At 44.9% G+C, this 14,783-nt stretch carries 6 protein-coding genes; 4 read left to right on the forward strand and 2 right to left on the reverse strand.

Translation table 11 applies throughout. The features are described from left to right. Positions 1 to 114 precede the first annotated feature (114 nt). Positions 115 to 2,199, reverse strand: a complete 2,085-nt coding sequence (locus tag DYADSP32_RS04285) for a S9 family peptidase (RefSeq protein WP_414617510.1) — start codon at positions 2,197 to 2,199, stop codon at positions 115 to 117. A gap of 473 nt (positions 2,200 to 2,672) precedes the next feature. Between DYADSP32_RS04285 and polA the strand changes: the two genes are divergently transcribed. The 3 genes from polA (at position 2,673) to DYADSP32_RS04300 (ending at position 9,513) form a co-directional block, all read left to right on the forward strand. Next, positions 2,673 to 5,537, forward strand: coding sequence for a DNA polymerase I (gene polA / locus DYADSP32_RS04290; protein ID WP_149243881.1), 2,865 nt, complete (start codon positions 2,673 to 2,675; stop codon positions 5,535 to 5,537). A 212-nt stretch (positions 5,538 to 5,749) separates the two neighbouring features. Beyond that, complete coding sequence (locus DYADSP32_RS04295) at positions 5,750 to 7,471, forward strand: family 16 glycoside hydrolase (RefSeq protein ID WP_149243880.1); 1,722 nt, start codon at positions 5,750 to 5,752, stop codon at positions 7,469 to 7,471. Positions 7,472 to 7,515: 44 nt separating this feature from the next. After that, positions 7,516 to 9,513 carry a plastocyanin/azurin family copper-binding protein gene (locus DYADSP32_RS04300; RefSeq protein WP_149243879.1) on the forward strand — a complete coding sequence of 666 codons (1,998 nt, stop codon included), beginning with the start codon at positions 7,516 to 7,518 and terminating at the stop codon, positions 9,511 to 9,513. A 171-nt stretch (positions 9,514 to 9,684) separates the two neighbouring features. Here DYADSP32_RS04300 and DYADSP32_RS04305 read toward each other — a convergent pair whose 3' ends face one another. Continuing rightward, entirely contained in the window at positions 9,685 to 12,024 is a 2,340-nt protein-coding gene (locus tag DYADSP32_RS04305) for a T9SS type A sorting domain-containing protein (RefSeq protein ID WP_149243878.1), read from the reverse strand. A gap of 476 nt (positions 12,025 to 12,500) precedes the next feature. Between DYADSP32_RS04305 and DYADSP32_RS04310 the strand changes: the two genes are divergently transcribed. Continuing rightward, on the forward strand, positions 12,501 to 14,774 hold the full coding sequence (locus DYADSP32_RS04310; protein WP_149243877.1) for a cation:proton antiporter: 2,274 nt from the start codon (positions 12,501 to 12,503) through the stop codon (positions 14,772 to 14,774). Positions 14,775 to 14,783 lie beyond the last annotated feature (9 nt).

A 14,783-nucleotide genomic window follows, 5' to 3' on the forward strand; every position in this document is an offset into this window, starting at 1 on the left:
ACTGGACTATTTTCCCAAACGATTGAAGGCAAAAAAATACGGGCAAACTACGGAAAGACAGCCTTTCCATAGTTTGCCCGTTATATTTATTACATCTACTAAGGGAGGTAACTCTTATGCAACAATACCCTCCAGCGAAAGTAAAAAAGTGTATTGCAACGCGATCTCCTTAAGATATTCAAACCGTCCCGACGCGCCGCCATGGCCAGCCTCCATATTTGTTTTTAAGATAAGAAGGTTGTTATCTGTCTTGTGGGTTCTTAACCGCGCCACCCATTTAGCAGGCTCAAAATACTGAACCTGACTATCATGCAATCCGGTCATCACCAACATGTTGGGGTAATCCATCCGCATTACATTATCATAGGGCGAATAAGACTTCATGTAATCGTAGGCGTCCTTATTTTTCGGGTTACCCCACTCATCAAACTCATTGGTCGTAAGCGGAATGCTCTCATCGAGCATTGTAGTTACCACATCGACAAACGGTACTTCGGCAATGACACCATGCCAAAGATCCGGACGCATATTGGTAATAGCCCCCATCAACAGGCCGCCCGCACTACCTCCTTCGGCATACAAATGTGACTTCGACGTATAGTTACTTGCTATGAGGTATTCCGCACACGCTATAAAATCGTGAAACGTATTTTTCTTTTTGAATAGTTTTCCGTCTTCATACCAATGCCTCCCCATCTCCTGCCCCCCCCTGACATGGGCAATGGCGTAAATAAATCCCCGGTCAAGAAGGCTCAGCTTTGAACTGCTGAACCCGGCATCAATACTGTGTCCATACGACCCGTAAGCATATAAAAGCAGAGGTGAATTTCCGTCCCTTGGTGTGCTTCTTTTGTAAACCAGGGAAATGGGTACCTCTACCCCGTCGTGCGAAACCGCATAATGACGCTCGGTGGTGTAATCGTCAGGATTATATCCCCCTACCACTTCCTGTCGCTTTTTAAGCTCCCTTGTCCGGGTTGTCATGTCGAAATCATACACCGAATTCGGCGTTGTCAACGAGGTATAAATGTATCGTAACAGCGTACTGGAATATTCGGGATTGGACGCCGTGTAAGCCGCATAGGCTGGTTCTCCAAAATCAACATAATACTCCCCCTCATCCTTCGGATTGATTACACGAAGCTGTATCAAGCCGTTTTTCCTTTCGGTTACCACCAGGAAGTCCTTAAATACTTCGATGCCCTCTAGCAAAACGTCCTCGCGGGCGGCAATAACCTCCTTCCAGTTCTCCACTCCGGTATGATCCAGCGGGGTTTGCATCAATCTGAAATTGAAGGCATCCTTGTTGGTAACAATCAGGAACCGGTCTTCATGGTGTTCCACCTCGTATAATACGTTATCCATCCTAGATTGAAACACTTTGAACTTGCCCTTTGGCTGATCAGCATCCAGAATGAAATACTCAGAGGACATAGTAGCAGACGAGGCAATCACGATAAACTGGTCCGACTTGGTCTTGCCAACTCCGATGTAGTTACTTTTATCTTTCTCCCTGTAGACCACCACATCCTTTTTCGTAGCCGTTCCCACCGTATGCCTTTTAATCTTTTCACTCAGTAAGGTTTTGGGATTCGTGGCGGTGTAAAACAGTGTCTCATTATCATTGCCCCAAACCGACTCTCCACTCGCAGGAAAGATGATGTCCGGAAGCAACACACCCGTCTCCAAATCTTTGATGAAGATTGAATACTGCCTCCTGGAAACCGTATCCACACCGAACGCCAAATACCGATTATCGGGGCTGACATTGAAGCCCACGGCCGAATAATAGGGATGATCTTTGGCCAGGGCATCCACATCCAAAAGTAACTCTTCCGAAGCACCCAGCGTCTCCTTTTTTCGGCAATATTTAAAGTATTGCTGCCCCTCTTCACTTCGTGTATAGTACCAGTATCCATTGCTAAAAACCGGAACCGACTCGTCCTTTTCCTTTACCCGGCCTTTCATTTCATGAAAAAGAGCATCCTGGAATGCATCAGTACCTGCCAAAAGGGTGTCCGCGTATTCGTTTTCGGCTTTCAAGTATTCAACAACTTTTTCGCTATCGGGCCCTTTTGTAAAATAATCGGCCATCCAATAATACTCATCATTGCGTAAATCGCCGTGCATACCTGTCTCAAAATTCTTAATTTCTGCCCTTGGCGGCATTGCCTTGGGCCACTGAAACTCTTTTCTCACTTAATAATAATGGATAGATGATTAATAATTCGAATAAAAAATTATATTAAAGCATTCATTAACAATTGCTTAAAAACCAAAACAATATATACTTTCAATAAGTATTATTCTTTTTATTTCAGTAAATAAGTACATTCTGTAACATACATAAAATTCATTCTTATAGTTATATTTTTTTTATTTATATTAAAGTAATTAAAAGTATATAAATATTTAAACGGCACATATTAATATACTTTTAATATTAATTGTACATATAAAACTCTAATTACATTTAATATTTAGTTATACCCGAAACCTGCCGATTTTATCATTTCTGTAAAACGTCGGAATGATCAGTCCTATCTTCACTTACCTCCCTGCTTAGAAATGATTATCACAACCCGACAGCCTAAAAATACAAATTTGAACGGGTTAATCATTTCATCAACACACATCTGTTATATTTGAGTTTCGATCAATATTTCTACATAATGGAGAAACCCATCCACAAGCTTTTTTTGCTCGACGCCATGGCGTTGATATACCGTGCTCATTTTGCCTTTATAAAGGCCCCCAGAATTACATCCAAAGGCTTAAATACGAGTGCTGTTTTTGGCTTTACCAATACCTTGCTGGAAGTTCTTCAAAAAGAAAAGCCCACGCACATCGGCGTCGCTTTTGACACATCGGCCCCCACCTTCAGGCATATTCAGTTCGAAGCTTACAAAGCCCAGCGAGAAGCGCAACCCGAGGATATCACTGTTGCAATCCCTTTGGTAAAAAAGCTCTTGGAGGCCATGTGTATTCCAATACTCGTGCTTGACGGATTTGAAGCGGATGACATCATTGGTACCATTGCAAAAGAAGCCTCCAGAGAAGGTTTTGAAGTTTTCATGATGACCCCCGACAAAGATTATGGGCAGCTTGTTGAAGAACACGTCTACATGTATAAACCTGCGTTTCTGGGTAAGGGTGCTGAAAAGCTTGGGATACCGGAAATACTCGAACGGTGGCAAATACAAAGAATTGATCAGGTCATTGACATTCTTGGCCTCATGGGAGATGCTGTCGATAACATACCAGGCATCCCAGGCGTTGGAGAAAAAACCGCTCAAAAATTAATTGCCGAATACGATACGATTGAGAATCTTCTGGCCCATGCTGACGAGATAAAGGGTAAGCTGGGAGAAAAAATAAGAGAACACGGTGACAAGGCTATTCTGAGCAAACATCTGGCTACAATCGACATCAAAGTTCCGGTACCATTTGATGCCGAAGACCTCACAGTCTGTGCCCCGGATACGGATAAGATCATCAGTCTTTTTGATGAACTGGAGTTCAAGACACTTCGTCAGCGCGTATTGGGTGTTGCACAACCAACGACATTTAACCCCGGCACTCCGAAGATCAAAGCTGCTGAAAAAAAAGGCCAGCTGGATTTGTTTGGCAATCCCAACGAAGAAATTGGTAAACAACCAGCCGAAATCAGTGAAGCAATGTCGGACGTGGATGGCACGGAACAGGATGTTTCTCCACGTCCCAAACGGTCCATCTCTGACACACCCCACAGGTATCACACGGTGGATACGCCAGAATTGATGAAAAGCCTGGCTTATTATCTGAGCTTGCAGGATGCGTTTTGTTTTGATACAGAAACCACCTCCCTCGATACCATTGATGCAGAACTGGTGGGCCTGTCGTTTTCCTACATGGCTGGTGAAGCATTCTACATCCCCGTACCTGCGGACAAGATCGCAGCACAGGAGATTGTTGAACATTTCAGGGCGGTTTTTGAGAATGAATCCATTGAAAAAATTGGTCAGAACATAAAATACGACCTCCTAGTACTCCAGAATTATGCTATTGAAGTTCGGGGCAAACTCAGTGATACCATGCTGGCTCACTACCTTCTGGAGCCTGACAAACGCCATGGCATGGATATCCTTTCGGAGTCTTTTTTAAATTATGCTCCGGTATCCATTACCAGTTTAATTGGAAAAAAAGGCATAAAGCAAGGAAATATGCGGGATGTGGCCATTCCCGAAATCACCCAATACGCAGGTGAGGATGCAGATATTACGTTTCAGCTCAATACTATATTCAAAGAAAGATTACCGCTCGTTAACGCACAAGTCCTCTTTGAAAAGGTAGAAATGCCCCTATTGAAAGTGCTCGCATCGATGGAAAGTGCCGGGGTGCGTATCGACTCCGCCGCATTGGCAGAAATGTCGGCGGTGCTGGAAAGTGACCTGCGCAAAACGGAATCGGAAATATTTACAATTGCAGGCACGGCATTCAACATTGGTTCTCCCAAACAACTTGGCGAGATTCTATTCGATAAAATGCAGCTGATCAGCAAGCCAAAAAAAACCAAAACCGGGCAATATGCAACCGGCGAGGAAATCCTGTCTGAATTGGAGAATGAGCATGAAATTGCACGTAAAATATTAGATTACAGAGAATTACAAAAATTAAAATCCACCTATGTGGACGCATTACCCCTACTTGTAAGCCCCCGAACGGGCCGCATACACACTTCTTATAATCAGGCAGTTGCAGCCACAGGCAGGCTGAGTTCCACCAACCCCAATCTTCAGAATATACCCATCCGAACGCCCCGGGGACGTGAGATCCGTAAGGCGTTTGTGCCGGCAGACGAAGATTATCAAATTCTATCCGCGGATTATTCTCAAATTGAACTCCGTATTATGGCCGCATTTAGTGAAGATGCCAGTATGATCGAGGCATTCAATCAAGGCCGCGATATTCATGCAACTACGGCCAGTAAGGTCTTTAAGGTGCCTCTGGAAGAAGTTACTTCCGATATGAGACGTAAGTCCAAAATGGTGAACTTTGGTATTATTTATGGCATTTCCCCATTCGGACTGAGCCAACGCCTTTCTATACCCCGGAGTGAGGCAGCCGGAATTATTCAGGCCTATTTTGAAGAATTTCCAGCTGTAAAAGCCTACATGGATCGGGTGATTAATGACGCCCGGGAGAAAGAGTATGTGGAAACAATTCTCGGAAGGCGTCGATATGTACCGGATATTAACTCACGAAACCAAACCAACCGGGGTTATGCGGAACGAAACGCAATCAATGCGCCAATTCAAGGTTCGGCCGCAGATATGATCAAGGTTGCGATGATCAACATTCACGATTTTATTAAAAATGAAAAGTTAAAATCCCGTATGATCCTTCAGGTTCATGATGAACTCGTGTTTGACGCTCATCGGGATGAGATCTCGCTCCTGAGAGAAAAAGTTGATGAATTAATGCGCATGGCGATTCCCCTTCCTGTGAAAATGGAAACAGGCATTGGCGTTGGTGCCAACTGGCTGGAAGCCCATTAGAAGTATCACGCTTATCGAATAAACCTTAAAGTGATCGCCATACCGGTTTTCCTTTAAGGTTTTTATTTGTCTGTATACCTTGCCAAAACAGAGACCTGACAGCCAGTACACATTCGCTATTACCGGCAACATTTTATAATAATTGTTTCTATGATAGTAGATTAGGCTAAATTCTTTTTTATAGTTGTAAACATTACACTTAATAAATCCTGATGAATTCTTTAATTCTGAAAGTCTCTTTTATTCTGGCAACCTTCCCACTGATGGTTTTCGGTCAAAACGGGAATTACACCACGTTGCCCTTAACCGACCTGACCGCGTTTGAAGGCGGTGGCAAACAGTGGACCATTCAAGGCGATGTTGCTATTCATCCAACGGATCCGGGGAAACCCAGGATCAAACAGGGCACGGGTATACTCATTGGAACCCCAGGAAACGTTCTGACTAGCAAGGTCAAGGCGAAGGATCTTCGCCTATTTACCGAATTTATGGTTTCGCCGGGTGCCGAAGGTAATATTATTCTTCCTGGCGGGCAGAAAGTCCGCTTATCCGATAGCTACCGGCAAAGCCTAACCAATTCCTTGACTTGCGGATACGCCGGGCAGTTCCCCACGCAAAACGCCGCGAAGGCCCCAGGGCTTTGGCAGACTATCGAACTATCCTATGATGCATCTGTTAGCAAATTGCCCAACTCGGCCCGACTAAATTCGTTAATCCTGAATGGAGTGACTGTCTTAGAAACAGTATATCTGCCATTGACCAAACCCGCCGGACAGCCTGAACCCATCCTACTAGAGGTAACAAAGGGTACAATAGCCTTCAAAAATATCGGATACCAGCAACTGGCTGTGGGCAATCCTTTGCATTTGTCTAATCTTACCTATAAGGTTTTCGGAGATAAATGGGACAGTAAACAATACACACAACTTGCCCATGAGGGTAAGTCGGACGGCCTCACACAGGAAGTAACCAAAGGATTGAGAGAATTTCATCTGGTGTATGAAGGTAACATTGAGGCCAAGGAAGGTGGAGAGTACATCTTTACAAGTATTTATTCGGGGCCTGCAATGTCACTCGACATCGACGGAAAGAGTGTGCTAAATCCCGGCGAAAGCATATCTCAGCAAACCCACTCTGCGGCCATCACGCTTACTCCCGGCACACACAAGCTGAAACTATATTACGCACGCTATCCCTGGCGCCAGCCTGCACTGGGGCTTCGGGCAGAAAAATCGGGTGTACGCCCCTACGACCTCCACCTCCTTTCCTCTTTGCCAGAACCTGAACCTAAACCCTATATCAGCGTGACGCCCGAAGCAGGCCCTGAAATGGTACGCTCATTCGTGCTGCTGGAAGGTGAAAAATACAAGCGTACACATTGCATTTCTGTGGGAAGCCCATCGGGATGGAATTACACCATGGATCTGAACCGGGGCGCACTTCTACAAGCCTGGCGTGGAAAATTCGCTAATGTAACAGATATGTGGTACGAACGAGGTGAACCTCAGTTACTCTTCCCGGCTGGCCTGACAGTACCGGTATCCGGCAGAAGCAGCATTGCAATTTTGGAAAATGAAAAATCTGCATGGCCCGACTCCTCCAATGTTCATTTCCTTGGCTATAAGATTGACTCACAAGGTTTTCCCGGATTTAGATATGCGATTGGCTCCACGGTGGTAACGGACCATCTGGTTGCTGATAATAGTGGTATTACCAGGCGCTTTCTTGTCGACAGCCCCGTCACTGGCAGCCTTTACTCAGTGATGGCCGACGGTAAAAAGATCAGAAAAATCGAAGATGGACTCTATCAGGTTGATGACAGGTATTATGTCAGGGTTGACAAAAAAGCCAAAGTTGTATTGCGTCAAATGGGTGACATGGCTGAGTTGCTTTTACCCATCGGCGGCCCTACATCCTACAACATGTTCTGGTAGTCAAGTAACAGACAATATTTAATCACAACAGCGTACTTTGTCAGATGAAAAATACAATACTTACATGCCTGTTAACCTTTGCAGCAGCAGGCGTCATTGCGCAACCAAAATCAAAAGGTGAAGATGATTATTACCGCATCATCACAATTCCCATTCCTGAAAATATCAAAATGGAAGTTGGGGGTATGGCCGTGCTTCCTGATGGTCGTCTTGCCGCGTCCACACGGCGGGGGGAGGTGTGGCTGATAGGAAATCCCTATCTCAAAGGTGATGGAAGGCCCTCTTTCCAACGCTTTGCATCCGGCCTTCACGAGCCCCTTGGACTTTTATACAGGGGAAAAGATTTTCTGATTTCCCAACGTGGAGAAGTGACACGTCTTGCAGATACAGATAATGATGGCGTGGCTGATGTCTACGATTCCTTTTCACAATGGCCCCTTTCCGGCAACTACCATCAGTATTCCTATGGCCCGGTTGCCATGCCCAATGGAGAAATGCTGGTAACACTGAATCTGGACTGGGTTGGAAAAGGAGCCAGCCAGTCTAAATGGCGCGGCTGGATGCTCAAACTTGGCGAAGAGGGTAAACTCACCCCGTACGCAACCGGCCTCCGCTCTCCATCCGGATTCGGGTCTTACAAAGGTGACATTTTTTATACTGAAAATCAGGGCGACTGGGTTGGATCCGGACGTATGACGCACCTGGAAAAAGGTGATTTCGCAGGGAATCCTGCGGGATTAAGGTGGAGTGGAGAAGAAGGATCTCCGGTAAAACTGAAACCTGAAGATATACCAGACACCGGAGAACCCCTGTACGATGTTTCCAAAACAACACCAGGTATAAAACCACCAACGGTATGGTTTCCGCATACGCTGGTGGGCATATCAACGTCAGATTTTAAAGAAGATGTCACCAATGGCGCCTTTGGCCCATTTGCAGGCCAGATGTTTGTGGGCGATCAGGGACATAGCATTATTACACGTGTAGATCTTGAAAAAGTAAATGGTACCTGGCAAGGTACGGTGTTTCCTTTCCGTGAAGGGTTTATGTCGGGGGTACTTCGTCTGAACTGGGGACTCGACGGATCTCTTTTTGTAGGGCAAACAAGCAGGGGCTGGGCGGCAACAGGGAAGGAAAAGTTTGGAATTCAGCGACTGGTATGGACAGGTAAGATGCCATTTGAAATGAAAAATGTACGCTCAATGCCCGATGGGTTCGAAATTACATTCACCATGCCAATAGACAAAAAAACGGCCGCCAATGCAGAAGCATACAAGCTGAGCAGCTTCAATTACAAATATCACCATACGTATGGCAGCCCGATTATCAATACCAAAGAACTGACATTGAAGGGAATAGTGGTATCTGATGATGGCATGCGGGTAAGATTGGTACTCGATCCTGCTGCTTTGAGGAAGGGCTATGTGCATGAGCTGAAGGCGGAGGGTGTAAAGTCCGCCGAAGGCACCAGTCTACTGCATGCTACCGGGTATTACACGTTGAATGAAATTGCCGGAGGCAGCCTTGTCGATCCTGCTCAGTTCACTACCTCTGTGAAGCCCGGTGTGCAAGATCACAACAGTCACAGCGCGGCTGTATCCAGCGTAGCAACTTCTACCGCTTCTTCGGCTAAACGGGTGGTTTCGTTACCTGCGGATTGGAAAAACGGCCCCGACCAGGTCATCACCATTGGAACCGTACCGGGATTGAAATTCGACATATCGGACATTCAGGTAAAAGCCGGAAGCAGGATTCAGATAATCTTTAATAATAACGATGACATGCTGCATAACCTGGTCATCACCAAGCCAGGTGCCGCAAATTCTGTGGGCGAACTGGGGTTAAATTTGGGCTTGAAAGGATCTGAAATGAATTATGTTCCCAAAACGGCTGACGTTCTTTTTCATACCAACATTGTGGAACCTGAAAAGACAGAGTCTATCTTCTTTATTGCGCCAAAGCAGCCCGGCGTGTACCAATACGTGTGTACCTTTCCAGGACACTACACGCTGATGCAGGGTAAGCTTAAAGTTGTGAAATAACCCGATCATTTACCCTGAATAGCTGGTTGATTGTGGATTAAATCTAAAAGTTAAAAAAGCGGCAGGATAAAAATAAATTTTATCCTGCCGCTTTTTTAACTTTTCAAGGAGGGAAACACTTTTCCTACCCTCCATGTATACTACTGCACTAAGCCTTCTTCCGAACTCCTTTTACTGAACCTTGAGGAAACGAAGACTCCTTGAAACAGCACCATTATCCATTTTGAGAATGTAACTGCCTTCTGCAAGATTGGAAACATTCATGCGAATTTTATTTTGGCCTATCTTCACTTTGTGTTTAGAGTTCAAAACTTTTATTCCAGCTGTGCTGTACGTATCGAAAGAGGCAGTTCCATTTATTCCGGATTCAAATTCTACGTCCACAAATTCCCGAGCTGGATTTGGCGCCATAAACATTCCATAAACGCCATCAAAATTCACATTGATGATTCTGCTGGTAGTGAACGATCCGTCGGTGTCTATCTGCTTTAATTGATAGTAGTTGACCCCATTGGCCGGATTCTTATCCAAATAATTATAGGTACCTATTTTTGCATCACTCAAGGGAATTGATGCAATGATGTGTGGTGTCTTGGCATTGGAATCAAACCGAAGAACCTGGAATCCTTCCCCATTCTGTTCCGAAACAACTTTCCAGGAAAGTGCCACTCCTTCCTTCTTAGCAGTAGCTGCAAAGTCAGCAATATAAATGGGCAGCGGCCCGGCAACTCCTAATTCAAAAAGCATAAGACTGGGAGTAGAAACGCAGGTATTACCTCCCTGAATTTCCAAGCCATACCAGGTATTATTTGGAAGCGCCCCGTAAGAAATCGAAGGACGATCATTGGTAGGAGTAATATCTGTCGTACTAGTTCTTAACGGAGATCCTGATACAGAAAGAATACGCCAGCTAATCGAATGTACGCCGTTACCGGCAAAGTTGAAAGTTAAGCCGGAAACGTTTTTGTTGTAAACATCTCTAAGTGTAGGTCCACTAGGGCATGGAATTCTTGGTACCGAAAAATTGGATGTGCTTACCAAGGAAGCACATGAACCACCTTGTATCTCCAACGTATAATTACCAACGGGCAAGTTGCTGAAACTTAAAGCAACACTTCCTGTAGATAGACTTGCTGTGGTACCACTCGCCACCGTACTGTTAGAACTATTTTTTATAACCCATGCCAGCGAATTAGGCAATCCACCACCTGAAAACGCTAAAGTAAGTCCTGTACCAGAAATATTTGAAATACCGGTAATCACGGGAGCCGTGGAGCAGTTTGGCTTGGATATAGTAAATGACTTCGTACTGACGGTGGACGAACAATCTCCACCTTCAATCTCCAGATTGTAATCACCGTAAGGAAGTGATGCAAACGTCAGGCTTACACCGGCATTACTTACGGCGCCTGTCTTTCCGCTTCTCTCATTGTTGGCATTAGCTACCACAGGCTTAATCCGCCAGGTAAGGTTTGGAAGGCCCGTTCCGGTGAAACTGAACGTCAATCCTGTTTGTGTTATCGGTGTTATGTTACCAATTACAGGATTTTGCGTGCAGGCATTGCCAGAAGAAATTACAAACGTTTTAGAATTTACGGATGAACTACAGTCGCCACCTTCCACCTGCAGCGTGTAGGTACCAGCAGGCAGGGACGCGAAGGAGAAGTTGGTTCCGGATGCGTTGGGCGAATTGATTTGTCCCGACCGCTCGTTCGCTTTATTTGTCACGCTAGGGATGATACGCCAGGCGATTTTGGAGAAAATACCTCCTGTGAAACCAGTAAATGAAAAGCTGAGTCCCGTTTGTGAAATAGAAGAAATGGTTCCAATCACTGGGGTGGAAATACAGTCTGCAAACTTTACATCATCTTTGTAAAAGCACCCGTCTATTTCAGCCTTGGTAAGTGTAGGTTCGTCTGGATTGTCATTGTTGTGACCAGTATTATACCATCCTGCTTCAAGCAGACCTATATTAAACCGTACACCGTCCGCATAGGTAAGATTTAGTTCCGACTGGCTGGGCGTCGTATTTGGATCTTTTCTTAGCGCGTGCACTCTTAACACACCTTTATCGATTTTGGCCACATTGAAAGTCCTGAAATTATCGTCCCCACGGTAAAAGTTTAACCACCTGTCCTTTGTAATAAGTTTACCGTTACAAGGAATGGCGTCTCCTACCTGATCTCCCAACATATTACTTCCGTTAACACTTGGATCCAACGGATTCACACAACCCCACCACTGATCCTGGTTCAGAGTAGAATAGTTTCCAGGTTTCATGGCATAGTAAATCCCAAGATTGTCAGCAAGTGCGCCGTTTCTTTCGACATACACACGTTTGTTCAGGATCTTTGTAATTACATTTCCGTTATCATTGCCGATAACTACCCCATCTGTAAAAGTAAATCCCTTACAAGTAACCGATGTCTGCGCAACTCCCCTGGAACTGGAGGCCGTGACAAATAACCCCACGACAAGACTCAGGTGAGCCAGATTTCGTAAAAATTTCATGAATAATAAATAATTGTTAATAGATAGATAATGCTTAAAAATTAAACAATAGAAAAAAATCATCTGAAAGATGGAGGCTCTTCTTTCAGTTCTAACGAATATTAACGATGAGGGGAATTGAGTATATCCTTAGGATAAAAGACGTACTAAGTAGAAAAATACTAATAGGATAGTATGTTTTGGTTTGAATATTCTACGGTCAAACCTACCGCCGCTTCAATGTTTAAAATTAATACTATAACTGGACATGAATAAATTCATTACCCCAAGGTTAGAACCTTTTGCTAAGATTTCAAAATTTAGCGGATCATTTTTCCGTAATAAAAAGATACAGGCCAAAAAAAATTGCCCTATCATACTCGTAATCAACAACATGACATAGATTCACCCCAAAGAGATAACAAAACGTTAACCTGAGATTTTCCATGCCCTTTTTCATAATTTTCGTATTTTGCAATATGTACTCCACCACAAATATGAAGAATCTAAGAAATATTTTATTCTATGTAATTAGCCTTGTCTTGTTTTCCGCGGCACTGTATTTATTTCTAGGAACTGGTCAAAAGCTCGAGACGACTACCATGCCTGGCCTACAAAATAGCCTAACCGGTGGCGTCTGGACGCAGGTCACAAACACCCTCTCCATTAACCTGACCCACCCTCTGGCTCTTCTGCTTTTGCAAATGGTGACGATCATCGTTGTAGCCCGAATACTGGGTGTTATTTGCAAAGCGATAGGACAACCAACAGTAATCGGTGAGATTGCAGCAGGGATTTTACTCGGACCCTCGTTTGTTGGTATGTATCTGCCCGAATTTTCTGCATTCCTGTTCCCTAAAGAATCGCTGGGTAATCTTCAGTTTCTCAGTCAGATTGGGCTGATCTTATTTATGTTCATCATCGGAATGGAGCTCGATCTGAAAATCTTGAAAACCAAAGCGCAGGAGGCTATCGTCATCAGCCATGCAAGCATTATTTTCCCATTTGCACTGGGTGTAGCACTTGCTTTGTATATGTATCAGCAATACGCACCCGCAGGTATCAGCTTTCTTTCCTTTTCCCTCTTCATTGGCATAGCCATGAGCATCACAGCCTTTCCTGTACTGGCAAGAATTGTCCAGGAAAAAGGTCTCTCTAAAACTAAGCTCGGCACCATGGTCATCACTTGTGCGGCAACGGACGATATCACAGCCTGGTGCATACTGGCCATTGTCGTGGCCATCGTAAAGGCGGGTACCTTTGTGAGTGCACTGTTTACAATAGCCCTTGCCGGATTATACGTCTGCTTCATGCTGATTGCCGTGAAACCCTTCCTCAAACGGATTGGCGATCACTACGCATACAAGGAAGGACTTACAAAACCCATCGTAGGCATTTTCTTTATTATTCTCCTGCTGTCTTCCTATTGTACCGAAATCATTGGCATTCACGCGCTCTTTGGTGCTTTTATGGCCGGTGTTGTGATGCCGTCAAACCAGGGTTTCAGAAACCTGTTTATAGAAAAGGTTGAGGATGTGTCTATGGTACTTCTTCTTCCACTTTTCTTTGTCTTCACAGGCCTTCGCACGCAGGTAGGACTACTCAATGACCGTCACGCCTGGATGGTTACAGCCCTGATTATCATTACAGCAGTGGCAGGCAAGTTTCTCGGCAGTGCTCTGGCGGCACGTTTTGTTAAACAAAGTTGGCGCGAAAGTCTGATTATCGGATCATTGATGAACACCAGGGGGCTCATGGAGCTCGTTGTGCTAAACATAGGATATGACATCGGCGTACTATCGCCCCCGATATTTGCCATGATGGTCATTATGGCCTTGGTCACAACCTGTATGACAGGCCCCGCGCTGGATATCATTGATAAATTTCTTCCTGACAAAAGTGTCAGTCCTGGATCAGGACAGCTCCTCCCCTCACGATTTGCAATCCTGTTTGCCTTTGCAAGTCCGCAGGGTGGCAGACAAATGCTTCGGCTTGCCAGTTCCCTCACGGGCTCGAAAGTACCTGAAAATAATATCACCGCGCTACATCTGTCACCCAGCAGCTACCTCAATCAGGTGAACACGGAGGAGTATCACGAAGAAACATTCCGCCCGATACAGGAGGAAGCGGGAATTTTAAGCGTTACCGTGAATCAACTTTTAAAACCTTCACAGGATATAACCCATGACATTGTAGAAAATGCCAATTCCGGTAAGTTTGACCTGCTTCTCCTCGGAATAGGGCATTCAGTGTTTGAAGGAACCATTCTGAAGAAAATTTTAGGTTTCACCACCAGGATCATCAGTCCCGCCCGACTTCTCGACTCTATAACCGGCAAGGATAAACTTTTCACCACCGGAATTTTTGACGAACAAACCGCTCAGATCGTCAAATCGGTACACGTTCCGGTGGGCATTTTTATTGAAAGGAACCTGACTAAAATTCAGCATGTTTTCATCCCCATATTCTCCTCGCATGATAAATATATACTTTCGTACGGTAAACGGTTGCTGGCAAATCCTCATGTCCGTATCGTAATTGCAGATATCACAGGCATCATTTCCGAATCCGGTGAAATGTATGAAGCGGTACATCAAATGACTGGAACGCGCGCGGACCGCGTCCAAATGTATTCCGACAATACACTGAGGGCGGAGTTTCTAGTCAGCCAGGATTTGGTGCTAGTTGGAATGGATAGCTGGACAAATGAGGTCGAAGCCCATCAAGAATGGCTATCCAGCTCGCCCTCCGTGTTAATCATCCGCCCCTGATCCCGACTA

The organism is Dyadobacter sp. 32, from assembly GCF_902506755.1.
In the GTDB taxonomy this organism is placed as follows: Bacteria; Bacteroidota; Bacteroidia; order Cytophagales; family Spirosomataceae; genus Dyadobacter.